This window comes from Sphingobium psychrophilum (genome assembly GCF_012927105.1).
Classification (GTDB): domain Bacteria; phylum Pseudomonadota; class Alphaproteobacteria; order Sphingomonadales; family Sphingomonadaceae; genus Sphingobium; species Sphingobium psychrophilum.
This window is the reverse complement of the sequence record NZ_JABBFV010000001.1, coordinates 615,444-638,764: the sequence shown is the minus strand read 5'-3', so window position 1 is coordinate 638,764 and position 23,321 is coordinate 615,444. Positions and strand designations below refer to the sequence as shown.

The following is a 23,321-nucleotide window of genomic DNA, read 5'->3' as shown; positions in this document are numbered from 1 at the left end:
TTACACCAGCCCGGTCAGATAATAGACGGCGATGACGATGAAGACCGTCACCGTCTTGATGAGGGTCAGCGCGAAGATATCCTTATAGGCCTGGCGATGGGTAAGGCCCGTCACCGCCAGCAGGGTGATGACCGCGCCATTATGCGGCAGGCTGTCCATGCCGCCCGACGCCATGGAAGCGACACGGTGCAGCACTTCGCGCGGAATGCCGGCCGCGTCCCCTGCCGCCACGAACTGTTCCGCCATCGCGGCGAGCGCGATCGACAGCCCGCCCGACGCCGATCCGGTAATGCCGGCGAGCGAGGTCACGGTAATGGCTTCATTGACCAGCGGATTGGGGATCGCGCGCAGCGCATCCTTGACCACCAGAAAGCCGGGCAACGCGGCGATCACCGCGCCAAACCCATATTCGACTGCCGTGTTCATGCCCGCCAGCAGCGCGCCGCCAACCGCCGCCTTCGACCCGTCGGCAAAGCGCTTTGCCACGGTGCGGAATGCGAACAGCAGGATCGTGCCGATGCCCAGCAGCAGCGCGCCTTCCACCGCCCAGAGCGCCGACACCTGCGCCACCTTGACGGCGACAGGCTCCGCCATGCCGGGCAACGACAGCGACACCTCCTCCCCCGCCACCCAGCGCGGGATGGCCAGCGTCAGCAGCAGATTGCCGACGCCGACCACCACCAGCGGCAGCAGCGCGATCAGCGGATGGACGGGCGCTTCATCCTCGATCGCTTCCGGTTCGTTCACCAGCGTTTCGGGAGCGCCATAGCCCTCCCCCGCCGCCAGCATCGCGCGCCGCCGCCAGCCAAGATAGGCAAGGCCGGTTCCCGCAATGAAGAGCGACCCGATCAGGCCCAGCACCGGCGCCGCCCATGTCGTCGTGCCGAAAAAGCTGGTCGGGATGATGTTCTGAATCTGCGGCGTGCCCGGCAGCGCATCCATGGTGAATGTCAGTGCCCCAAGCCCAATGGTGGCGGGGACCAGCCGCTTGGGAATGTCGGCGCGGCGGAACATCTCCGCGGCGAAAGGATAGACGGCGAAGACCGCGACGAACACCGACACCCCGCCATAGGTCAGCAGCGCCGTCACCGCCATGATCGCTGGGATAGCGCGGCCCGCGCCGATGACGCCGATCACCGCGGTCACGATCGCGCGGGAAAAGCCCGAAATCTCGACCAGCTTGCCAAACAGCGCGCCGAGCAGGAAAACCGGGAAATAGAGTTTGAGGAAACTCGCGACCCTTTCCATGAACAAGCCGGAAAAGGCGGCCGGGACGGCGGCGGGATCGGTCAGGAATACGGCCAGCATCGCTAGCAACGGCGCCATGACGATGACGCTCATGCCGCGATAGGCGGCGATCATTAGCAGGATGAGCGACAATGCTGCGATCGCGACTGCCATAAGCTAACCCTCTCATCCGTTCGCACTGAGCCTGTCGAAGTGCCTTACTGCTTCTTGCAACGATAGAAAGGAGTAAGAGCCTTTGACAGGCTCAGGCCGAACGGCTTTTTTGCCTTGGCCCTGCGCAGCGATGCCGCTTGCCTTTGCCCCCCCTTTCCGTCATAGGCGCGCCTTCGCACGAACGGCGGGGTGACTCGGCGGGCCTGCGAATATGCAAGACGACAGCCGGAGGGGCGTTCCACATGGGGTGGGCGTCAGCGATCGGCCAACAGAAGAAGGTAATATACATGGCTCTTTACGAGCATGTGTTCCTTGCGCGCCAGGATCTGGCACAGGCGCAGGTGGACGCTCTGGCGGAAACCGCCACGAAGATCGTCGAGGACAACAACGGCAAGGTGACCAAGGTCGAGACCTGGGGCCTACGTAGCCTGGCCTACAAGATCGCCAAGAACCGCAAAGCGCATTATGTGCAGCTGAACATCGACGCCCCCGGTGGCGTGATCGCGGAACTGGAGCGCCAGACCCAGATCAACGAAGACATCATCCGCTACATGACCGTCAAGGTCGATGAGCTGGAAACCGGCCCGTCGGTGATGATGCGCAAGCAGGACCGCCCCGAGCGTGGTGACCGTGGTCCCCGCGGCGATCGTGGTGACCGTGGCCCGCGCGGCGACCGCGAAGGTGGTTCGCGCGACGATCGTGGCCCGCGCCGCGACCGCGAAGACGCCCCGGCTGCTGAATAAGGAGATCTGAGACATGGCACGCCCGTTTTTCCGCCGCCGCAAGAGCTGCCCCTTCGCCGCCAAGGATGCGCCGAAGATCGATTATAAGGACGTTCGTCTGCTCCAGGGCTTCGTGTCCGAGCGCGGCAAGATCGTCCCCAGCCGCATCACGGCCGTTTCGGCCAAGAAGCAGCGCGAACTGGCCCAAGCCATCAAGCGCGCCCGTCACCTGGGCCTCCTGCCCTACATCGTGAAGTAAGGGAGTAGAAACCCATGGAAATCATCCTGCTCGAACGCATCGAGAAGCTGGGCGCAATCGGCGACGTCGTCACCGTCAAGGACGGTTACGCACGTAACTTCCTGCTGCCCAACAAGAAGGCGCTGCGCTCCAACAACGCCAACAAGAAGGTCTTCGAGGCCAACCGCGCGAGGATCGAGGCCGATAACGCCGCACGTCGCACGGACGCCGAAGCCGCTGCCGATGGCGTCAACGGCAAGCAGATCGTCCTGATCCGCCAGTCGTCCAACGCCGGCGCGCTGTACGGTTCGGTTGCCGTGCGCGACATCGTCGACGCGCTGCACGCTGATGGCGTGACCAACGTCACCAAGGCGATGGTCGTGCTGGAACGCCCGATCAAGACGCTGGGCGTGTTCGACGTCAAGGTCGCGCTGCACCCCGAAGTCGCCGTGACGATCACCGTCAACGTCGCTCGTTCGCCAGAAGAAGCCGAACTGCAGTCGCAGGGCGTCGACGTGATGGCCGACCTGTTCGAAAAGGACGAGAGCGGCTTCACCGAAGATTATGATCCAAACGCGGAACCGGGCGAAATCGCTTCGGTCGCCAGCGAAGACGAAGAAGAGCCGGCCGAAGAGGCCTGATTTCTTCCGACAGGATCGAACGAGAAAGCCGCCCCGCAACGGGCGGCTTTTTTGTTGGGGTGGATTGGGGGCTATCCCACTAGCGGTGCTTTATTAAGGCATGCCCCCACCCCAACCCCTGCCCTGAGGGGGAGGGCTATATGCCTGCATCTGGTCGACAGCAGACAAGCGGAACGGCCGCCGTCCGTGCGCGTTCGACCGATATGGAAGACCGCACCCTCATCGAACGCTTGGCGCGTCATCTGGCCGCCGCCGACCCAAGCGGATGGCAGGCCCGGATAGAGGATGCGGCCAGCATCCTCGCCATCGTCAAGGAACCCGACGCCGCCATGCGCGAGGCGGGCGATGTGGGGACATGGGGCGCGATGATCGACGCCGCCTTGCGGGCGCGCTGGGCGATCGCGCAGCCCGCCGCCGACCTGTCCGAATCGGGTGGAGCGGACGAGGAAGGCGAGATCATGATGACGTCCGATGTGGTCGGGCATGACCCTGCGGATTGGGTTCATCTGCATCATGGGCAGGAGAAGACTATATGAAGGGGCTATTGAAACTGGCCATCGTCACGGGGCTGGGTGCCTTTGCGATCAAGGGATGGCGCGACTGGATGGGCGACGCCGCCGCGCCTGACGACCGCGGCCCTGTGGGTTCATCGGGCGTGGTTCGCGATGCGGGACCGCAGGAGGGCGTATCGCGGTCGGACTGGGACAAGGTGGACGAACAATCCGACGAATCCTTCCCTGCCAGCGACCCGCCCGGCAATTACTGACGCACGCCTATTGAATGGACGCGGTCCATTGCCCCCCCGATGCCTGCCCCTTATGAGGCAAAGCCAAAGGCGGTATCGCCGCCCATAACAGGGGATATACTATCTATGCCTTCGGGTCTGATCGCGCTGCTCGACGATGTTGCGGGCATCGCAAAAATGGCGGCGACCTCCTTGGACGATGTCGCAGCGGCTGCTGGCAAGGCAGGCACGAAGGCGGCAGGCGTCGTGATCGACGATGCCGCCGTGACGCCCAAATATGTGATGGGCCTGACCCCCGACCGCGAATTGCCGATCATTTGGAAAATCGCCAAGGGATCGCTGCGCAACAAGTTGCTCTTCCTGTTGCCCGCCGCGCTTTTGATGAGCGCCTTCGCGCCCTGGCTGCTGCCCCCGTTACTGATGCTGGGCGGCGCGTTCCTGTGTTTCGAGGCGGTGGAAAAGCTGCTGGAGGCTGTCCAAGGCGGCCATGACGTCGTTGAGGAAGCGGCTCAGACGCTCACTTCGACCGAAATCGAAAACCAGAAGGTATCGAGCGCGATCCGCACCGATTTCATCCTGTCGGGAGAGATCATGGCCATCTCGTTGGGTACCGTCGCGGGTGAGCCGGTGTGGGAGCAAGCGATCATTCTGGTCGTCGTCGCCATCCTGATTACCGCGGGCGTTTATGGCGTCGTTGGCCTGATCGTGAAGATGGACGATATCGGGCTGCATCTCGCCAAAAAGGACGGGGCTGGCACGAAACTGCTGGGTCGCGGCCTGGTGAAGGCGATGCCGGTGCTGATGGCGTTCCTGTCCGTGGTCGGCACCGCGGCCATGCTATGGGTCGGTGGCGGTCTGATCGTGCATGGCCTGCACGAATTTCATATCGACCTGATCCCCGGCACGATCGAGCATATCGCCCAGGGCGCCGCCCTGGCCGTGCCGGCGATCGGCGGCTTCCTTCACTGGACAGTGACCGCCATCGGCGGCGCGATCGTCGGGCTGGTGGTCGGCGGGATCATCGTTGGCGCGCTGCACCTGTTGCCCTCGAAGAAGCATTGAGCCAAAGCGTCCGCGCTCCCGCGCAGGCGGGCGCACGGATTTGCAGGAATAGCGTGATGTCCCACCCCTCCCCCTGGCGTATCGAGGCCGGCGCGTTGATCGCGCTGGCGCTGCCGATGATCGCGGGCAACATCGCCTGGTCGGCGATTGCGGCCACCGATCTGCTGCTGCTTGGCCGGATCGGGGCGGAGGCGGTTGCGGCCGGCGCGCTGGCGATCAACCTGTTCCATGCGCTGCTGCTGTTCGGCATGGGGCTGGTCACCGCCGCATCGCCCCTGATCGCAAGCGAACGGGGCCGCCGCCGCAACAGCGTGCGCGACGTGCGCCGCACCGTCCATCAGACGCTGCGCGCCGCCGTCTTCTTCGTGGCTCCCGCCTGGTTGCTGCTGTGGCAATGCGAGACGATATTGCTCGCGATGGGTCAGGACGCCGATCTGGCGCGAGAGGCCGGCCATTTGATGCATGGCCTGCAATGGGCGCTGCTGCCGTTTCTGGGCTTCACCACATTGCGCAATTTCATCGCGGCGCTGGAACGACCGATCTGGGGCCTGATCGTCATGCTGGGCGCTATCCCGTTAAACGTGTTGATGGGCTGGGCGTTGATTTTCGGTCATCTGGGGTTTCCCTCGCTTGGGCTGTACGGTGCCGGGCTGGCGAGCACGCTTTCTTCCTGCTTCCTCTTCTTCGGCCTGCTTGCCGTCATCCTGATCGACCGGCGCTTTCGCCGCTATCGCCTGATGGGCCGTTTCTGGACTCGCGATCGCGAACGGCAGCGGCAGGTTTGGGCGCTGGGCCTGCCGATCGCGATCACGCTGGGCTTCGAAACCAGCGTGTTCAACGCTTCGGCTTTCCTGATGGGGCTGATCGACCGCGATTCGCTCGCCGCCCACGCCGTCGCGATCCAGATCGCCGCGCTCGTCTTCATGGTGCCGATGGGCATCGGCCAGGCGGCGACGATCCGGGTCGGCATCGCCTATGGCCGGCATGACCGCGCCGGCATCGGTCGGGCAGGCTGGCTGGCGCTGATGATCGGCACCGGGTTTGCCATCTGCGCCGCCGCGCTGCTGATCTTCATGCCGCGCACACTGGTATCGGCCTTCCTCGACCTGTCCGACCCCGCCAATGCCCGCACCGCGACGCTGGCCGTCAGCTTCCTGGCCGTGGCCGCCCTGTTTCAGCTGGTCGATGCGGCGCAGGCGGTGGGCGCGGGCGTGCTGCGCGGGGTGCAGGATACGACCGTGCCGATGATCTTTGCACTGATCGGCTATTGGGTGGTCGGCATCGGCGTCGGCACCCTGCTCGCCTTCCCATTGGGCATGGAGGGGCTGGGCATCTGGCTGGGACTGGCGAGTGGCCTGGGCGCTGTGGCTGTGCTGCTCATCAGCCGCTGGACGCTGCGCGAACGGCTGGGATTGGTGCCAGCCTGACACGATCCATCGCGTTGATTGCACGGGATGGATATGGTGCAACGCACAAAGCAATTGAAAAAATCGCCCGATTCGATAAGGGATGGGGCATCATGCAAGCCCCTACCGAGATTTTTGAAGCGATCGCGCTCCAGAAGTGCCTTAAGGTGACCTATAATAAAATGGTCGTGACCTTGGCACCCCACATCCTCTACACCCGTCATGACGAAATGTTCATCGACGCGGTGACGACCGACCGCGATGGCCGACCGCCGCGCGAGTTGAAGCTCGGCACGTTCAAGATCGTCGGCCTGTCCGACATCGTGGTCTTGGATGAGCCGTTCGAGGCGATGTACGGCCTCTACAATGACGGCGACGACAAATATAAGAATGTGACGCTGTTCGCCGTGACGCCGGAGAGCCAGGCGGCCTGATCCAATAGGACATCCACCGACGTCCGTTCGTTTCGAGCGTAGTCGAGAAATGGAAGCGCCGCGCTATACGCTTCTCGACACGCTCGAAGCGAACGGAGGTTGGAGTTGCTCGTCGCCTCTATTTCTTCAGCCTGTATCCGGTGCGGAACATCCAGCCGATGACGCCGATGCACACGGCCAATATGCCCATGACGAACAACAGGCTCAGCCCGATGGCCACGTCCCCCTTGCCAAAAAAGGTCCAGCGGAAGCCGGAAATCAGATAGACTATCGGATTGAACAGCGTGATCGTCTGCCACGGTTCGGCCAGCATCTTGACCGAATAGAAAGCGCCGCCCAGGAAGGTCATCGGCATGATGAGCAGCAGCGGGATCACCTGCAACTGTTCGAAACTCTGCGCCCATATCCCCAGGATGAAGCCGAACAGGCAGAAGCTGACCGCGATCAGGATCATGAACCCCGCCATAGCGAACGGGTGCGCCACCGGCACGTCGACAAACAGATGCGCGGTCAGAAAGATGATGCTCCCTACGATCAGCGACTTGGTCGCCGCCGCGCCGACATAGGCGATGATCGTCTCCGTCGCGGACACCGGGGCCGATAGCAGTTCGTAGATAGTGCCGGTGAATTTGGGCATGTAGATGCCGAAACTGGCGTTGAAGATGCTTTCGGTGAACATCGCCATCATGATGAGGCCGGGCACGATGAAGGCAGCATAGGGGATGCCGTCCACTTCCGTCATGCGCGACCCGATCGCCCCGCCGAACACGACGAAATAGAGCGATGTGGTGATGACCGGCACAAGCAGGCCGGTCAGCAGGGTGCGGCGAAAACGATGCAGTTCGAACGCATAGATGGACGCGATGGCGCGCAGATTCTGGAGGCTCATGCGGCCTTCTCCTGATGGACGAGGCTGACGAAAATATCCTCCAGGCTGCTCTGGCGCGTGTTCAGATCCTTGTAGCCGATGCCAAGATCGCCGAGCTTGCGCAGCAGCGACGACACGCCGGTCCGCTCCGCCTGGGTATCGAAGATATAGTCCAGTTCATGACCCTCGCCGCCCAGCGTGACGCCCCATTCGGCAAGGTCTGCGGGCACCGCATCGATCGGTTCGGCCAGGACGACGGTCAGCGTCTTCTTGCCCAGCTTCTTCATCAGCGCGGTCTTGTCCTCGACCAGCATCAGTTCGCCCTTGTTGATCACGCCCACCCGGTCGGCCATTTCCTCGGCCTCCTCGATATAATGGGTCGTCAGGATGATGGTGACGCCGGTCTGGCGCAATTCGCCGATCAGCTTCCACATGTCGCGGCGCAGTTCTACGTCGACGCCCGCGGTCGGCTCGTCGAGGAACAGCACGCGCGGTTCGTGGCTCAGCGCCTTGGCGATCATCACGCGCCGCTTCATGCCGCCGGACAGTTCCAATATCTTGGCATGGCGCTTGTCCCAGAGCGACAGGTCGCGCAGCACTTTTTCGATATGGGCGTCGTTGCGGGGCTTGCCGAACAGGCCGCGGCTGAAATTCACCGTGTCGATGACCCGTTCGAACTGGTCGGTCGACAATTCCTGCGGCACCAGGCCGATCGCGGTGCGCGCGCCGCGATAGTCGCGCACGATGTCGTGGCCCGCGACGCTCACGCTGCCGCCGGTGGCGCGCGCGATGCCGCACACGATCGAAATCATCGTCGTCTTGCCCGCGCCATTCGGCCCCAACAGCGCGAAAATCTCGCCTTCCGCGATGGTCAGGTCGACGCCCTTGAGCGCCTCGAAACCCGACGCATAGCGTTTCGTCAGGCCCTTGATCTCAATGATGGATGCCATGGATGGCTCTGCCCCTTTTTGCGTTGCGGCAAAGATAGGAAGCCGATAGCCGAACGCAACCTATTCGCCGCGCCGGGAAAAGCGGAAGACGGTGGCGGGCGGGAAATTGCGCACGGTCTGGCCGGCGCGCACCACGTCCAGCCCCAGCATGTCGATCACGTCACGGCTGACCGGCGGGCGCATCGAGTAGGTGAACTGCACGAAGCTGCCGCCGGGCCGCAGCATGCGGAAGGATTCCGAGAGGATATCGTGGTGCATGTAGCGGTCCATCGCCAGCAAAGGCAGGCCGCTGACGACAGTCTGATAATCGCCCGGCTCGCCCGCGGTTGCGGTGGACACGATCTGCGCGGGCGTCTCCAAGATCGACACATGGGGAAAATGCCGGCGCAGCCCGCGCGCGAAGGCGGGATTGATTTCGACCACCTCCAGCTTTTCAGGCGGCAGGCCGGTTTGCAGAATCGCGCGGGTGAACACCCCGGTCCCGCCGCCCAGTTCCAGCACGCGACCGTCCAGCGGATCGATCTGCGCCACCATCAACCGGGCGAGATAGCGGCTTGACGGCACCACCGACGCGGTCTGGCGCGGCTTCTTCACCCAGGCGGCCAGGAAATCCAGATATTCGGTGGCGCGGGCGCGAAACTCCCCGCCCGGCAAGGCGATCGCCCGACTACGCTTGGGCTTATGCTGCATAAGCGAAATGCGACCGCTTTATTTCCATCCCGACTCCCTTAGCGGGGACAAGGGGCTGCGTCGATTGCCTTTCGCTTAGGTCAGCCCGCATCGCGTTGGCCCGACAGCATGTCGACCCGTTCCTGCAACCAGTCGGCCACCGCGCCGATCCGCGCCAGCTTGCGCAGGTCGCCATGCATGACCAGCCAGAAGCTGCGGGTGATTTCCACCCGGTCGGCCATCAGCGGCATCAGGGCGGGGTCGCGCCGCGCGATAAAGTCGGGCAGCACGCCGATCCCAGCGCCGTCAGCGATCATCCGCTGCTGCATGATGATGCTGGTCGATCGCAACGTCGCCTCCAGCCCCGCCTCCACCTCGTCCAGATAATCCAGTTCGGGGGAGAAGATGAATTCGGGCACATAGCCGACCAGCACATGGTCGCGCAGGTCCACCGGGGCGGCCGGCGTACCAGCCCGCGCCAGATAGGCCGGCGCGGCATAAAGATGCAGCCGATAATCGCCCAGCCGCCGGACCGTCAGCCGCCCGCGCTGCGGCCGCGCCAGCATTACCGCCATATCGGCTTCGCGGTTGGACGGGTTGAGGAAGCCGGATGCTGTCACAAGGTCGAGCCTGATGCCCGGATGCCGCCGGTTGAAATCGCCCATGCCTGGCGCTAATACCCAGGTGCCGAACCCTTCGGCCACCGACAGGCGCACCTGCCCGGCCAGCCGATGCTCCTGCCCCTTCACATCCTCCATCGCCGCGAGCGCGGCGCTTTCCGCGCCTTCTGCATGGTGGAGCAGCGCCTGTCCGCGCGCCGTCAGCGTCCGTTCCCCGGCAGCCAGTTCGAACAATTCGGCGTCGAGCGCCTTTTCCAGGCGCGCCAGCCGCCGCGCGATGGTGGTCGCATCAATGCCCAGCGCGCGGGCGGCAGGCGCGACCTTGCGGGCGCGGGCGACCGCCAGAAATACCCTGAGATCGTCCCAGTCGAACATGCACGCGCCTATCCTGCAAATTTGCAGCCTGTCCATGCACAACTTCGCCATTGCTTGCAATAACGCGGCATTGCTAGAAGCATCTGGACAAGCGATCCTGCTGCGCCGCGCCCATCATTGGCGTGCCGGACAGGCTTGCGGAGGATGGAGAGCATGACCCAGTTCGACCTGACCGAGGACCAGCGCGCCATTCAGGAGATGGCGCAGCGGTTCACCGCCGATGCGATCACCCCGCATGCGGCGGAGTGGGACGAAAAGCATATCTTCCCCCGCGACACGATCCGCGCCGCGGCGGACCTCGGCTTTGGCGGCATTTATGTGTCGGAGGATTCGGGCGGCATCGGCCTTGGTCGCCTGGAATCCGCGCTCATCATGGAAGCGATGGCCTATGGCTGTCCGTCCACCAGCGCCTTCATATCGATCCACAATATGGGTGCGTGGATGATCGACCGATTCGGCGGCCAGGCGGTTAAGGACAAGTATCTGCCCGACCTGGTGCCGATGGCGCGCATGGCCAGCTATTGCCTGACCGAAGCGGGCGCGGGATCGGACGCCGCGGCGCTCAAGACCAAGGCAGTCAGGGACGGCGACCATTATGTCGTGACCGGTTCCAAACAGTTCATCTCCGGCGGCGGCGAGAATGAGGTCTACCTCGCCATGGTCCGCACCGGGCCAAATACACCGGAAGGAAATGGGCCGAAAGGCATCTCTTGCCTCGTCATCGAAAAGGACATGCCCGGCGTCAGCTTCGGCGCGCAGGAACGCAAGCTCGGCTGGCATTCGCAGCCGACCGCGCAGGTGAATTTCGATGGCGTGCGCGTGCCGGTGGAAAATCTGGTCGGCGCGGAGGGCGAAGGCTTTCGCATCGCGATGATGGGGCTAGACGGCGGCCGCCTCAATATCGGCGCCTGCTCGCTGGGCGGGGCGCAACGCTGCATCGATGAAAGCGTGCGCTATACCAAGGATCGCAAGCAGTTCGGCCAGTCCATCGCCGATTTCCAGAATACGCAGTTCACCCTGGCCGACATGCAGACCGAATTGGAGGCCGCCCGCACGCTGCTCTATGCGGCCGCGGTCAAGGTGACGGATAATGCCCCCGACAAGACCCGCTTCGCCGCGATGGCGAAACGCTTCGCTACGGACACCGGATCGTCGGTGGCCGACCGCGCGCTGCAACTCCATGGCGGCTATGGCTATCTGATGGACTATCCGATCGAACGCATCTGGCGCGACCTGCGGGTGCATTCCATTCTGGAGGGCACCAACCAGGTCATGCGGATGATCGTGGCGCGGGACATGTTGCGGTAAACCAATCCTCTCCCTTTGGGGAGAGGATATGAAGCCTTGGCGCGGCACGCGCCTAGGCGAAGTTGGAGAGGGGCCGGCGCGCGTTCCCCCTCTCCCAGCTCCGACTAGGCAGCAAGCTGCCAAGTCTTCGCATCCCTCTCCCCCAAAGGGGCGAGGAAGGAGATAAGAATGACTGACCAAGTCCTGACCATCATCGAAAACGGCGTCGGCCGCATCCGCCTGAACCGGCCCAAGGCGATCCATGCCCTTACCCCGGAGATGTGCGAGGCGATCAACGATGCTCTGCTTGGCTGGGCGCAGGACGATGCGGTCACCGCGGTCATGATCGATCATCTGCCCGCCGCCGATGGCGATCCCAAGCTGTCGCGCGGCTTCTGCGCCGGCGGCGACATCGCGCTGATCGCCAACAGCGCCAAGGCCGACTGTATCGAGGCGGAGCGATTCTTTCATGTCGAATATCGGATGAACCATCTGCTGTTCGTTTATGGGAAGCCGATCGTCGCCTTTATCGACGGTATCGTCATGGGCGGGGGCGTCGGCATCTCCCTACCGGCCCGCTTCCGCGTCGCGACCGAGCGGACGACCTTCGCCATGCCCGAAACCGGCATCGGCCTGTTCCCCGACGTGGGCGGCGGCTGGTTCCTCCCGCGCTTGCCCGGCCGGGTCGGCGCGTGGCTGGCAGCGACGGGCGCGCGGATCGACGGGGCGGATTGCGCCGCCATCGGCATCGCCACCCACTATATCGCATCGGACAGACTGGATGCGATCAAGGCGCGCATCCTGGCCGATCCCTTGGGGCTGGACGAAATATTGGCGGAGAATGACGAAGTCCCGCCGCCTTCGAAGCTGGACGCGCACCGCGCCGATATCGACCGGCTGTTCGCCTCCGACAAGGCGGAGGAGATCGTCGCGGCGCTGCAAGCAGATGGTGGCGCATGGGCGACCAAGCAATTGTCCGTGCTCGCCACCAAATCACCCCAGACCATCAAGGTGGCGCTGCGCCAGCTGGTCGAAGGCGCAGCCCAGCCCGATTTCGCCGCCAATATGGCGATGGAATATGGCCTGGCCTGTGCGATCATCCGCCGCCCCGATTTCGTCGAGGGCGTCCGCGCAGTGATATTCGACAAGGATAATGCGCCGCAATGGAACCCGGCCACGCTGGAGGGGGTGAGCGATGCGATGATCGATGCGATCTTTGCGCCGCTGCCTGCGGAGAAGCAATGGACACCGCTGCCGGCTGTCGCAGACGCCAGCGCCTGATTTATAATCGACAAGAGGAAGCCCGGAACATGACCCAGACGATCGCCTTCATCGGCCTTGGCAATATGGGCGGCGGGATGGCCGCCAACCTGCTGAAAAACGGCTATGCCGTGCGCGCCTTCGACCTGTCGGAGGAGGCTTTGGCCAAGGCGGAAGGCCATGGCGCCGTCCGCGCCTCCAGCGCCGCCGATGCGGTGACCGGGGCCGACGCGGTGGTGACGATGCTGCCCGCCGGCAAGCATGTCGAGAGCGTCTATAACGACCAGGTGTTCGGCGTGGCGAAGCCGGGCGCGCTCTTCCTCGACTGTTCGACCATCGACGTCGCCACCGCGCGCCGGGTGATCGAGGCGGCGGTCGCGAAGGGTTTCGAGATGGTCGACGCACCCGTTTCGGGCGGCATCGCGGCGGCCAATGGCGGCACGCTGACCTTCATGGTCGGCGGCGCGGACGCGGCCTTCGCCAAGGCCAAGCCGATCCTGTCCGCCATGGGCAAGGCGGTGATCCATGCCGGCGGCGCGGGCAATGGCCAAGGCGCGAAAATCTGCAACAATATGCTGCTGGGCGCGACCATGGTCGCCACCTGCGAAAGTTTCGCGATGGCGAAGAAGCTCGGCCTCGACCCCCAGACCTTCTACGACATCAGCAGCGTGTCGTCGGGCCAGAGCTGGTCGATGACCAGCTACTGCCCCGTCCCCGGCGTCGGCCCGCAAACGCCGGCCGACAATGGCTATCAGGGCGGCTTTGCGGTGGGCCTGATGCTCAAGGATTTGAAGCTGGCGACCGAAGCCGCCGCGTCGGTCGGGGCCAGCGTGCCGATGGGGAACGCCGCCGAAGCGCTCTATCAAATGCTCGCCAACCAAGGCGAAGCTGCCCGCGACTTTTCGCTGATGATCGAGATGCTGGAGGGGAAATGACGCTCCCTGCAAAAGATGCTGTACCCCGGCGAAGGCCGGGGTACAGTCCGATGGTCTGAACTGGACCCCGGCCTTCGCCGGGGTACAGGGTCTTCGCCCTATTTCCCCTTGCCCGCCTCCGCCGCCGCCAGCACGCGCAGCACGTTGCCGGACCAGATTTTCTGGATGTCAGCCTCGCTATAGCCAGCCTTGAGCAGCGCGTCGGTGATCTTGGGGAGGGCGACCACATCCTCCATGCCAACGACGCCGCCGCCGCCGTCCCAGTCGAGGCCAATGCCGACATGGTCCGGCCCCACGACCTTGAGCGCATGGAGCATGTGCGCCATGAAATCATCGAAGGTCGGCTTGTCGGTGTCGGGATAGAGCCTGTCGATCTCCTGCCGCCTGGCCAGCAGTTCGGCGCGCTTTTCCGGCGATATCTTGGCGTCTTCGCGCATCTGGCCGTAAAGCACCATCAGCGCCTTCTGCCGTTCGGGATTGGGCTTGGATGCGCGCAGATAGGCACCATAGGCGTTCATCTGGATCACGCCGCCCTTGGCCGCCAGCGCCTTGAGATGATCGTCATCAATGTTGCGCGGATGGTCATAGACCGCCTTGCAACCCGAATGGGTCAGCAGAACCGGCGTCGTAGACAGCGCCAGCAGATCGTCCAGCACCTGATCGCTACTGTGCGACCCGTCCGGCACGATGCCCAGGCGGTTCATCTCCTTGAGCAATTCCTTGCCCAGCGGGCTGAGGCCGCCATAGCGCGGCTTCTTCGACGGGTCGGTCGAACTGTCGGCGAACTGGTTGTGCGCGAAATGGGCAAAGCCCGACACGCGCACGCCCATGTCGTAGAAGGTCTTGATGAGCGAGACGTCCTCACCCAGCGGATAGGCGTTCTCGATCGACATATAGACGATGCGCTTGCCCGCCGCGGCGATCGGTGCGGCGTCCTTCGCCTCCAGCGCGAGTGCGAAATTGGCCGGGTCGGCGGCCACCATGTTGCGGATCGACAGGCCGCGCAGGATCGCGAAGTCACGCGCCTTGCGGAATCCCTCGATCGTCAGCGGCCCCTGCCCCGTATAAATCGCCCAGAAACCGCCATCCAGGCCGCCCTTCTTCATGCGGGGCAAATCAACCTGGGTGAAGTCGCTATGGACGCCATGCTCCTCGTCGATCGACCAGCCGGGCAGGTCAAGCGAGGCGGGCGTGTCGAGATGGCTGTCGAGGGTGATCAGCTTCTGGTGCAGCTGATACACTTTCTTGGACACATCCTGCGCATATGTGTCGGCGGGGAGCAGCGCCAGAAGCGCTGCCCCCATCATCCAGCTTGCCCGCATCAGATTTCGCCCGAGATGGTGAACTGGAAGGTGCGCGGGGATAACGGACGGAAATTGCCGTCGCCCGTCACAGCGGCCGAGATATAGGACAGCGTATCCTTGTCGAAGATGTTGTCGATGTTGAACCGCGCCTTCATGCCCTTGACCGGACCCAGGCTAAAGCCGTCGCCGATATCGACATAGGCGCTGAAGACGGTGAAGCCCTTGACGCTGGACCCGGCCGAATTGTCGAAGGTCGACCAGCGGCGCGACGTATATTTGCCGCTGAAGTTACCTACCAGCCAGCTGGCCGGTTCGATGGTCACGCCGCCATTGACGATCCACTTGGCGCTGTCGGGAATATATTTGCCGTCGGTCTGGTAGGAGGTCGTGGCGGTGACGATATCGTCCTTGAACTTGGCGATATTATAAGTGGCGTTGAGGTTGAAATAAGCGAGGCCATTGAGCGCCGACGGCTTGAACGTGCCGCTGAATTCCGCGCCATAGGCGCTGACCCGACCGACATTCTGGAAGAAGGTTTCGATGACGTTGGTGGTGCCGGGCAGGATCGATCCGATCGACTGGATGCGGTTCTTGAACTTGGTGTAATAGCCCGCCAGCGAGGCGTAGAATTGGCCCTGGTTCGTGCGGATGCCCGCCTCGAAATTCTGCGACCGTTCGGGCGCGGGCGCGGGCACGCCGGCCGAACTGCTGTTCAGGGAGACGGAGAAGACATCGTCCAGCCCCTTGGGCAGCGCCATATTTTCGGCATAGGATGCGAAAATCTGGGTCTGGTTGTTGATCTTGTAAAGCACGCCCGCCATCGGCAGGAAGCCGTCGCTATAGCTGGTACGCAGCGTCTGCGGACCCCAGCCCGCAACCCAGATCGGCGCAGCGGTCGTGCCGGCATTGCGGTAATAATCGTTGAAGTCGCGATAGCCGCTATAGCGATAGTCGATGTTCAGCGCCTTGACGCCCAGATCGAAGATCAGGCTGTCGTCCAGCAGCGCGATCCGGTCCTTGACGAAGGCCTGGGTCGTGTTGCGTTCCGACTGATAATCGCGGCGGACATAGACCAGATCGTTCAGGTCGGGCGAGCTGGCGGGCGATCCGTCGATGGTGTTGTAGCGCGCCTGGGTGCGGTTATAGGTATCGACTTCGGCCCACAGCCCGACCTCGATCGTCTGGACGCCCAGTTCCCAATGCAGTTTGGTGGTCAGGCCATAGCGCTCGCCGCCCACGGTCGAGAGGCCATATTGCGTGCCCTTGGGCGCGCTGAGCGCGATGCCGGCGGTCGTCTGCCGCTGATATTGCAGCAGGCTGTTGGCATAGGTATCGGGCGACACGCCATAGCCGCCCTTATCCTCATAATAGGCGGTCGCTTCCGCCCAGATGCCATCGGCGATGCCAGCATGGACCGTGCCGCCATAAAGCTTATCATCGCGCACGTTGATGGCGAGTGTGTTGGTATAGGCATAGTTGGCGTTGCTAAAGGCGGGTCCACCCGCGACAGGCGCGAAGCCCGGCGTGGTGTTGGGCACGACCGAGATGTAGCCGCGATCCCGGCCGCTCTTGCCGCCGATATCGGTGCCGGTCAGATACTGGCTGCGGCTGAGCGAGGGGGAATCGAAGTCGTTGAACTTGTTCGACACGAATTTGAAGCGCGCCCAGCTGTCCCCGCCCAGATCGGCATGGACCATGCCTTCCCAATGTTCGCGGTCCACCGTGCCGTCGCCGCGCCACAGGTCGGTGTCCAGCTTGGTGCGGCTGACATAGGCGCGGAACGGACCGACTTGGCCCGTGCTGGCGCGGATAAAGGTACGCTTCATGTCGAAATCGCCAAAGCTCTGGGACACGAACAGGCCCATCTCTTCCTGCGGCGCGATGCTGTTATATTGCACGACCGGGCCAAGCGTCGAGTAACTGGGCAGGCCCACATCGCCCGCGCCGACCGCGGCCTCCACCACACCCAGATTTTCATTGTCGACATAGCGGAATACCGGGCTGCCGCCGAAGGCGTCGCTGCGGCCGGTGGGGATGCCGTCGACCACGAAGCCGATCTGGTCGAGGTTGAAGGCGCGGGTCTGGACGCTGTTGCCGAACTCGTACAGGCCCAGCGCGCCGTCGGTCTGGACGTTGAAGCCGGGCAGTTGCTCCAGCATCTTGAGGCCCGAAATGCCCGACGGCGCCGACAGCAGCGCCTCGCGCGTGACTGCCACGACATTGCTCACCTTGTCTTCGCCGATCGCTTCGGCCGATTGCGAGATGCGGCGGCCGGTAACGGTGATCGTCTCGTCGCCATCCCCGACCGGTTCCTGCGCATGGGCGGCGCTCAGCGCGCCGGTGGCGCAGGCGAGCAGCAACGCCGCGCGCGAGGAAAGGCGGATGGACGAGATAACGGACATGCAAAGGCTCCCTGTTTCACAACAAGCCAATCAGGGGCGCATGGCGCCGCACCTCTCCCACGGACGATGAAAGCGGACGCATCGCTGCGCCCGCCAATTCGTTCTTCAGTTTCCTTGTGAAACGAGAGTGCCGGAAAGACCCGCCATCGACCAATGAGAATTTCTCAGCGGATCGCTGGAACACGCTGCGTATACCAAGATGCATTGATGGGAACCTATAGCCCGTGTTCCCCGGCGAAGGCCGGGGTCCAGTCCCACGGTCAGGACTGGACCCCGGCCTTCGCCGGGGAACACGCCCCGTAAGTCAGCGTCATCGCATTATGGTATTGGATCGATATAGGCGCTCAGCGGCCCTGCCAGACGCCGGGGCGCTTTTCGACGAAGGCGGTCATGCCTTCCTTCTTGTCCTGCGTCGCCGTCAGTATCTGGAACAGGCGGCGCTCGGTCAGCAGCCCCTGCGCCAGGCCAGTTTCGAAGGCGATGTTGACCATTTCCTTGTTCACCATCGCCGCCATGGGCGGCATCGCGGCGATCGCCGCTGCGGTCTTGAACGCTTCGTCCAGCAATTCGGCAGCTGGCACGATGCGGCTGACAAGGCCCGAACGCTCCGCTTCGGCGGCGTCCATCATCCGGCCGGTCAGGCACATTTCCATCGCCTTGGCCTTGCCAATGGCGCGGGTCAGCCGCTGCGACCCGCCCATGCCGGGCGCAACGCCCAGCTTGATTTCGGGCTGGCCGAATTTGGCGGTGTCGCCCGCCAGGATGAAGTCGGCCATCATCGCCAGTTCGCAACCGCCGCCCAGCGCGAAGCCCTGCACCGCCGCGATCCACGGCTTGCGGGTCGCGACCACGCCGGTCTGCCAACCGGAGAAGAAATCCTCCAGAAAAAAGTCGGCGGCGTCCTTGTCGACCATTTCCTTGATGTCGGCGCCCGCGGCAAACGCCTTTTCGCCGCTGCCGGTAAGCACTGCGCAGCGCTGCGTCGGATCGGCGTCATAGGTGCCAAAGGCGGCGCTAAGCTCGGCCAGCACCTGGCTGTTGAGCGCGTTCAGTGCCTGCGGCCGGTTGAGCGTGATCAGCGTTACCGCGTCGCGCTGTTCGACCAGGATGGTTTCATAGGTCATCGCCGTCTCCTCTAAGCTTTGAGACCGCTCTATTGGCATGGGCGACGCTTCGCCAGCCCCAACGCAACGCATTTGCGCCGAGCCTATCGGCACAGATGCATGAAGTCGCGATCATAGCTTTTAAGATGCGCGCCGCCGTCGACATACAGCGTCTGCCCAGTCACGGCGGTCGCTTCGACCAGATAGAGCACCGCCTGCGCGATCTGCTCGGCCTGCGGCAGGCAGGCAAGCGGCATCATCTCCGCCAGACGCTCCATCTGCGCCGCATCATAGTCGGGCGTCGCGATCGTCAGGCCCGGCGCGACGGCGTTGACCCGCACTTTGGGCGCGAGGCTGGCGGCGCTGGTGCGCGTCAGCCCGGCCAGCGCCAGCTTGGACAATGTATAGGCCAGCTGGTCGGCATGGGGATGGTCGATCCGCTGGTCGAGTATGTTGACAATGCAGCGGTCGCCCACGCCCGCCGGTATGGTGGCGAACGCCTTCGTCAGTAAAGTTGGCGCGGCGCAGTTGACGGCATAATGGCGCATCAGATCGTCGGCGGTGACCGTGTCGAGCCGGTCTTGCCCGAACAGGGCGGCGCTGTTGATCAATATGTCGGGCGGGCGGCCGAACCGTTCCGCCACCCTGGCCACCAGTTCTTCCGCCCCTTCGGGATCGGCGAAATCCACGACGAAGCCATCCCATTCGGTCCGCTCCTCCTCGAAGGTCAGCGCCAAATGGGAATCGAGCCGCGTGTCGTGGCTGCCATGGACGGCGAGCGAATGGCCCGCCTTGGCCAGCGCAGCGGCAATGATGCCGCCCAGCCGCCGATGCCCGCCAGTGACAAGCGCCAGCCGCTTGGGCGCCAGCGGCGCGCCGACCGGCGTGGCGTTGCTACGCGCCTTGCCCAAGGGACGATAGGCAGGTTCCTTGTCGTCGCTCATGAAGCGATGAGCTTCAGCACTTCCTCCCGCGACTTTTCACTGTCGCGAAACACGCCGAGCATACGGCTGGTCTTCATGACGACGCCCGGCGTGCGGACGCCGCGCCCGGTCATGCAGCCATGGGTCGCCTCTATCACAACAGCGACGCCCTGGGGCTTCAAATGCTCCCAGATGCAATTGGCGACTTCGGACGTCAGCCGTTCCTGCACCTGGAGGCGGTTGGCATAGGCGTGCAGCACGCGGGCGAGCTTGGAAATGCCGACCACATAGTCACCGGGCAGATAGGCGATATGCGCCTTGCCCACGATCGGCGCCATATGATGTTCGCAATGCGACTGAAACGGAATACCCTTGAGCAGCACGACATCGTCATAGCCGCCCACTTCATGGAAGATGCGCGAGAGATGGTAGGCCGGGTCGTCGCCATAACCGCGGCAATATTCCTTCCAGGCGCGGGCAACACGCTCGGGCGTTTCCAACAGGCCTTCGCGTTCGGGGGCATCGCCCGACCAGCGGATCAGGGTACGGATCGCCTCGCTGACTTCGGCCGGGACCGGCGCCTTGCCGTCGCCAACAATTTCCGTTTCGAGTTCACATGCCATGAACAGGGCCACTCCTTATGCGTTGGGGTGGCATATGGCGGCTGAGGTGCGCGATGGCCAGTGTCTTTCGGGGATGCTGGACACAAGATCGCCGTGGTGGCAAGTCAGGGAATAATCGGGATCGCCACATCACAATGTCTCTACCCATCGTCATCCATGCGCACTGAACGGATCGCCGCTGTCCTGCTGGCGGCCGGATCATCCACCCGCTTTGGCGAAGATGACAAGCTGATGGCCAATGTGCGCGGCAAGCCGCTCGCCGCGCATGTGCTGGAAACGGTTGCGTCCATGGCCTTTGCCGAATTGATCGCGGTCGTGCGCCCGATCGCGGACGCCCCGGTCATCCATCGCAAACTGGACCGGCGCGGTTATAGCATCATCGTCAACGACCGGCCCGAAGAGGGGATATCGGGCAGCATCGTGCGCGCGGTCGAACATGTCATGCCCAACATGAAGATACGGGGTATATTGATCTGCCTGGCCGACATGCCCGACGTGCCGCAGACCCATTATAACCGCATCTGCCTGGCGGCGGAGGATATCCGGTCCGTGGTCGCCTCCACCGACGGCTTCTCCTCCTCCCCGCCCGCTTTTATCGGCCGCAAGCATTTCCCCGAATTGCTGGCGTTGAAGGGCGACCAGGGGGCGCGCGCGCTGCTGAGCCACGGTATCCAGATCGAAACGAGCGGCAATGTGCTGCACGATATCGACACGCCGGAGGATCTGCCCGGCTGGCGGCCGGTGACGCCGCAATAGGCCCAGAGCGGCTTTAGTTGGACCGGGTCGGATCGGTCATGGGATCGCCCATTTCGCGCGGATCGGGCGCGCGGCTGATCGGCAGCGATCCGGTCTGGCGCTCCAACATCCGGTGGACCACCGGGGGGTTCGGGCCGGCATGGAGCGCGTGGATGGCCTGGCTATTGTCGATGTCGGCCACGGTCCGCCGCTGATTGTGGCGGACATAATCCAGCCAGGTCGAGACATGATAGCGCTCCACCCATAGGGACGGATCGCCCAGGTCGCGCATCAACGTCCAGCCATGGGCGCCGTCGCGGCGACGGATGCGCCGCCGCTCACTCATCGCGGAGAGGAAGGGGACGATCGAACCGGCCGGGATGCGATATTCGATAGTGACGACCACCGGCCCGCTGCGCGGCTCCACCGGGACCGCCGTATCGGGTTCGCGCCAGCTGTTCTGGAGGTCGAGATTATCCTCGCCGGTCTGCGCCAGCGGGCGAAGAAAACCCAGCATGGCGGCGGCGAATTGCGCGACGGCGGAGGCATAGAGCGCCTCCACCACGCCATGATGCTCGGCGATCCAGCCGAACATCCAGGCGCCGATCGCCATGCCGCCGAACGCGGTCATCTGATAGAGCGACACCGCCCGCGCCACGACCCAGCGCGGCGCCGACATCTGCACCGACACGTTGAACGTCGCCAGCGCCGTCACCCAGCCCATGCCCGCCAGCAGATAGCCGAGCAGCGCCAGCGCCAGCCAGCTGCTCGCGCCCGTGATGGCGGTGCCCAGCGCCAGGATCAGCGCGGCCGACCGCACCATGGTTTCCACCGAGAAGCGCGCGCGCAAATGGCGGGTCGAGAGCGCCGCGAGCACCGCGCCGATGCCGAACGCCCCGCTGGTCAGGCCAAAGGTCAGCGCCCCTCCGCCCAGCACGTCGCGCGCGACCAGCGGCATCAGCGCCGACACCGCGCTCGCGCCGATACCGAAGGTAGCGCCGCGCAGCAGCACCAGCCGGATGTTGGGCGACATGGCGACATAGCTGAGGCCTGCCTGCATCGCGACGCCCAGCCGCTCGCGCGGCAGCAGCTTGGGCGGCAGGTCCGGCCGCCAGCGGGACAGGACCGTCAGCAGCGCGATATAGCTGACCGCATTGGTCAGGAACGCCGCCGCCGCCCCCGCCACCGCGACGATCACGCCGCCCAGCGCCGGGCCGACGCTGCGCGCCAGGTTGAAGCCCATCGAATTCATTGCGACCGCGCTGGGCAGGATGGCGCGTGGCACCATGTCGCCGACCGACGCCTGCCAGGCGGGACCGTTGATCGCGGTGGCGCACCCCAGAAGGAAGGTGAAACCCAGCAGCAGCCCGGGCGTAACCAGTCCGGCCCAGGCGGTGAGCGCCAGCGCGGTCGACACGATCAGCATCGACGCCTGGCACACGATCATCACCTTGCGCCGATCCAGATTGTCCGCGACCGCCCCGGCCCACAGGGAAAACAGCATGATCGGCAAAGTCGTCGCGGCCGGGACCAGCGCGATCAGTTGGGGGGAGGCCGAAAGCGAGGTCATCATCCAGGCCGCGCCGACCGACTGGATCAGGCCACCGAAGTTGGATGCCAGGCTGGCGGTCCAGATTGCGCGGAAGATGGGGATGGAAAGCGGCGAAGGGGTTTGCTGATTCGGGGCTTGCGTCAGGCTATCCATAGCAGGGGGATATAAGCCGCAATGGCCGGCGCGCAACGCTTCTAGGCGCGCCCTGTCCGCAGCGCGGCGGCCCAATCGGCCCGGCCATGCGCCTGCGCCGCGCGGGCGGCGGCGTCCCAATCATAGCGGATCGCGATGGATTCTGCCGTCCATCCGGCCGCCGTCCGCTCCGCGATCGCATAGCGGGCATGGGGCGATCCCGTCTCCACCTTATGCGGAAAGGGGTGATCGTCTGCGTAGGCGGGCAGGCCGACGCTGCCCGGATTGACGATCAGCCCGCCGCCCGGCCGATAGTGGATGCGCGGGACATGCGTGTGGCCACACAGGACAAGCGGGGCGGCGACACCCCCTGCCCGCGCTTCCACCTCCTCCGCGGTCGCGGGCCGCAACCCTGTGGGGTCGAGCGTTTCGAGCCAGTAGCAAAGATCGTCGCCCGGCGCGCCGTGGACCATCAGCACATCGTCGGCCAGCCACAGGCTGTCGGGTAGCGACGCGATCCAGTCGCGATGACGGGATTGCAGGACCGCATCCGTATAGCGGTCCGACGCGCCCATGCGATCCGGATGCTGGGTCAGCAATTGCCGTTCATGATTGCCGCGGATCGTGGGCAGGTCGAGCGCCATCAGCCGGTCGGCCGTTTCGCAGGGGAAAAGCGGGCCGGACAGGATGTCGCCCAGGTTGACGATCGCATCCACGCCCCGTCCCTCGACATCGGCCAGCACGGCATCGAGCGCGGCGATATTGCCGTGAATGTCGGAGAGGATGGCGATCCGCATCGCCCCTGAATGGCACAGGGATTCGCGCCGCGAAAGGGCGGCGTGCGACAGGGAGTTGGACAGTAGCTGCGCTGTTTCGCAAAAGCCGCTCCACCTGCCGCTACGGCAGGGCGGGACGGCACGGCCGTCATGCATTT

At 64.2% G+C, this 23,321-nt stretch carries 24 protein-coding genes; 12 read left to right on the top strand and 12 right to left on the bottom strand.

Annotated elements, in window-relative coordinates:
• The gene (locus HHL08_RS03250) at nucleotides 1–1,401 is read right to left on the bottom strand and encodes a GntP family permease (RefSeq protein WP_169571013.1); all 1,401 of its coding nucleotides are present in this window, start codon (nucleotides 1,399–1,401) and stop codon (nucleotides 1–3) included.
• 287 nt (nucleotides 1,402–1,688) lie between these two features.
• Between HHL08_RS03250 and rpsF the strand changes: the two genes are divergently transcribed.
• The 8 genes from rpsF (at nucleotide 1,689) to HHL08_RS03210 (ending at nucleotide 6,649) form a co-directional block, all read left to right on the top strand.
• Nucleotides 1,689–2,144 (top strand): 30S ribosomal protein S6, encoded by a 456-nt coding sequence (gene rpsF / locus HHL08_RS03245; RefSeq protein WP_169571012.1) that lies wholly within the window; start codon nucleotides 1,689–1,691, stop codon nucleotides 2,142–2,144.
• Between the two features lie 13 nt (nucleotides 2,145–2,157).
• Nucleotides 2,158–2,382, top strand: a complete 225-nt coding sequence (rpsR, locus tag HHL08_RS03240) for a 30S ribosomal protein S18 (protein WP_004212076.1) — start codon at nucleotides 2,158–2,160, stop codon at nucleotides 2,380–2,382.
• Nucleotides 2,383–2,396: 14 nt separating this feature from the next.
• The gene (rplI, locus tag HHL08_RS03235; RefSeq protein WP_169571011.1) at nucleotides 2,397–3,002 is read left to right on the top strand and encodes a 50S ribosomal protein L9; all 606 of its coding nucleotides are present in this window, start codon (nucleotides 2,397–2,399) and stop codon (nucleotides 3,000–3,002) included.
• A gap of 140 nt (nucleotides 3,003–3,142) precedes the next feature.
• Nucleotides 3,143–3,538: a hypothetical protein gene (locus HHL08_RS03230; RefSeq protein ID WP_408021748.1), complete on the top strand. Its 396-nt coding sequence runs from the start codon at nucleotides 3,143–3,145 to the stop codon at nucleotides 3,536–3,538.
• Entirely contained in the window at nucleotides 3,535–3,768 is a 234-nt protein-coding gene (locus tag HHL08_RS03225; protein ID WP_169571010.1) for a hypothetical protein, read from the top strand. The genes HHL08_RS03230 and HHL08_RS03225 overlap by 4 nt, the downstream gene beginning before the upstream one ends.
• Nucleotides 3,769–3,873: 105 nt before the next feature.
• Nucleotides 3,874–4,809, top strand: coding sequence for a DUF808 domain-containing protein (locus tag HHL08_RS03220; protein ID WP_169571009.1), 936 nt, complete (start codon nucleotides 3,874–3,876; stop codon nucleotides 4,807–4,809).
• Nucleotides 4,810–4,865: 56 nt separating this feature from the next.
• A complete protein-coding gene (locus HHL08_RS03215; RefSeq protein WP_169571008.1) occupies nucleotides 4,866–6,236 on the top strand; it encodes an MATE family efflux transporter in 1,371 nt (456 codons plus the stop codon).
• Between the two features lie 92 nt (nucleotides 6,237–6,328).
• Nucleotides 6,329–6,649, top strand: a complete 321-nt coding sequence (locus HHL08_RS03210) for a hypothetical protein (protein WP_169571007.1) — start codon at nucleotides 6,329–6,331, stop codon at nucleotides 6,647–6,649.
• 118 nt (nucleotides 6,650–6,767) lie between these two features.
• Here the strand turns inward: HHL08_RS03210 and HHL08_RS03205 are convergent, their stop codons facing one another.
• The 4 genes from HHL08_RS03205 to HHL08_RS03190 form a co-directional block, all read right to left on the bottom strand.
• Nucleotides 6,768–7,538 carry an ABC transporter permease gene (locus tag HHL08_RS03205; RefSeq protein WP_169571006.1) on the bottom strand — a complete coding sequence of 257 codons (771 nt, stop codon included), beginning with the start codon at nucleotides 7,536–7,538 and terminating at the stop codon, nucleotides 6,768–6,770.
• Entirely contained in the window at nucleotides 7,535–8,467 is a 933-nt protein-coding gene (locus HHL08_RS03200) for an ABC transporter ATP-binding protein (protein WP_169571005.1), read from the bottom strand. The genes HHL08_RS03205 and HHL08_RS03200 overlap by 4 nt, the downstream gene beginning before the upstream one ends.
• Before the next feature lie 60 nt (nucleotides 8,468–8,527).
• Nucleotides 8,528–9,157 carry a class I SAM-dependent methyltransferase gene (locus HHL08_RS03195; protein ID WP_169571004.1) on the bottom strand — a complete coding sequence of 210 codons (630 nt, stop codon included), beginning with the start codon at nucleotides 9,155–9,157 and terminating at the stop codon, nucleotides 8,528–8,530.
• 80 nt (nucleotides 9,158–9,237) lie between these two features.
• Nucleotides 9,238–10,131 carry a LysR family transcriptional regulator gene (locus tag HHL08_RS03190; RefSeq protein WP_169571003.1) on the bottom strand — a complete coding sequence of 298 codons (894 nt, stop codon included), beginning with the start codon at nucleotides 10,129–10,131 and terminating at the stop codon, nucleotides 9,238–9,240.
• 153 nt (nucleotides 10,132–10,284) lie between these two features.
• Between HHL08_RS03190 and HHL08_RS03185 the strand changes: the two genes are divergently transcribed.
• From HHL08_RS03185 to mmsB, 3 genes are all read left to right on the top strand, one after another.
• Nucleotides 10,285–11,439: an acyl-CoA dehydrogenase family protein gene (locus tag HHL08_RS03185; RefSeq protein ID WP_169571002.1), complete on the top strand. Its 1,155-nt coding sequence runs from the start codon at nucleotides 10,285–10,287 to the stop codon at nucleotides 11,437–11,439.
• A 168-nt stretch (nucleotides 11,440–11,607) separates the two neighbouring features.
• Entirely contained in the window at nucleotides 11,608–12,699 is a 1,092-nt protein-coding gene (locus HHL08_RS03180) for an enoyl-CoA hydratase/isomerase family protein (RefSeq protein ID WP_169571001.1), read from the top strand.
• Complete coding sequence (gene mmsB, locus HHL08_RS03175; protein WP_328804552.1) at nucleotides 12,582–13,613, top strand: 3-hydroxyisobutyrate dehydrogenase; 1,032 nt, start codon at nucleotides 12,582–12,584, stop codon at nucleotides 13,611–13,613. Before HHL08_RS03180 ends, mmsB begins: the two co-directional genes overlap by 118 nt.
• Before the next feature lie 98 nt (nucleotides 13,614–13,711).
• On the opposite strand, the gene HHL08_RS03170 is transcribed toward mmsB, so the two are convergent.
• The 5 genes from HHL08_RS03170 to folE form a co-directional block, all read right to left on the bottom strand.
• The gene (locus tag HHL08_RS03170) at nucleotides 13,712–14,935 is read right to left on the bottom strand and encodes a dipeptidase (protein WP_169570999.1); all 1,224 of its coding nucleotides are present in this window, start codon (nucleotides 14,933–14,935) and stop codon (nucleotides 13,712–13,714) included.
• Complete coding sequence (locus HHL08_RS03165; protein ID WP_169570998.1) at nucleotides 14,935–17,319, bottom strand: TonB-dependent receptor; 2,385 nt, start codon at nucleotides 17,317–17,319, stop codon at nucleotides 14,935–14,937. Before HHL08_RS03165 ends, HHL08_RS03170 begins: the two co-directional genes overlap by 1 nt.
• A gap of 344 nt (nucleotides 17,320–17,663) precedes the next feature.
• Nucleotides 17,664–18,443, bottom strand: coding sequence for an enoyl-CoA hydratase-related protein (locus HHL08_RS03160; protein WP_169570997.1), 780 nt, complete (start codon nucleotides 18,441–18,443; stop codon nucleotides 17,664–17,666).
• Between the two features lie 83 nt (nucleotides 18,444–18,526).
• Nucleotides 18,527–19,366 (bottom strand): SDR family oxidoreductase, encoded by an 840-nt coding sequence (locus HHL08_RS03155; RefSeq protein ID WP_169570996.1) that lies wholly within the window; start codon nucleotides 19,364–19,366, stop codon nucleotides 18,527–18,529.
• Nucleotides 19,363–19,968, bottom strand: coding sequence for a GTP cyclohydrolase I FolE (folE, locus tag HHL08_RS03150; protein WP_169570995.1), 606 nt, complete (start codon nucleotides 19,966–19,968; stop codon nucleotides 19,363–19,365). The genes HHL08_RS03155 and folE overlap by 4 nt, the downstream gene beginning before the upstream one ends.
• A 156-nt stretch (nucleotides 19,969–20,124) precedes the next feature.
• On the opposite strand from folE, the gene HHL08_RS03145 reads away from it, so the two are divergent.
• Entirely contained in the window at nucleotides 20,125–20,724 is a 600-nt protein-coding gene (locus HHL08_RS03145) for a nucleotidyltransferase family protein (RefSeq protein WP_169570994.1), read from the top strand.
• A 13-nt stretch (nucleotides 20,725–20,737) separates the two neighbouring features.
• On the opposite strand, the gene HHL08_RS03140 is transcribed toward HHL08_RS03145, so the two are convergent.
• Both HHL08_RS03140 and HHL08_RS03135 read right to left on the bottom strand, forming a co-directional pair.
• The gene (locus HHL08_RS03140) at nucleotides 20,738–22,408 is read right to left on the bottom strand and encodes an MFS transporter (protein ID WP_206377645.1); all 1,671 of its coding nucleotides are present in this window, start codon (nucleotides 22,406–22,408) and stop codon (nucleotides 20,738–20,740) included.
• Nucleotides 22,409–22,449: 41 nt separating this feature from the next.
• Entirely contained in the window at nucleotides 22,450–23,184 is a 735-nt protein-coding gene (locus HHL08_RS03135) for a metallophosphoesterase family protein (RefSeq protein ID WP_169570993.1), read from the bottom strand.
• Nucleotides 23,185–23,321: the final 137 nt, after the last annotated feature.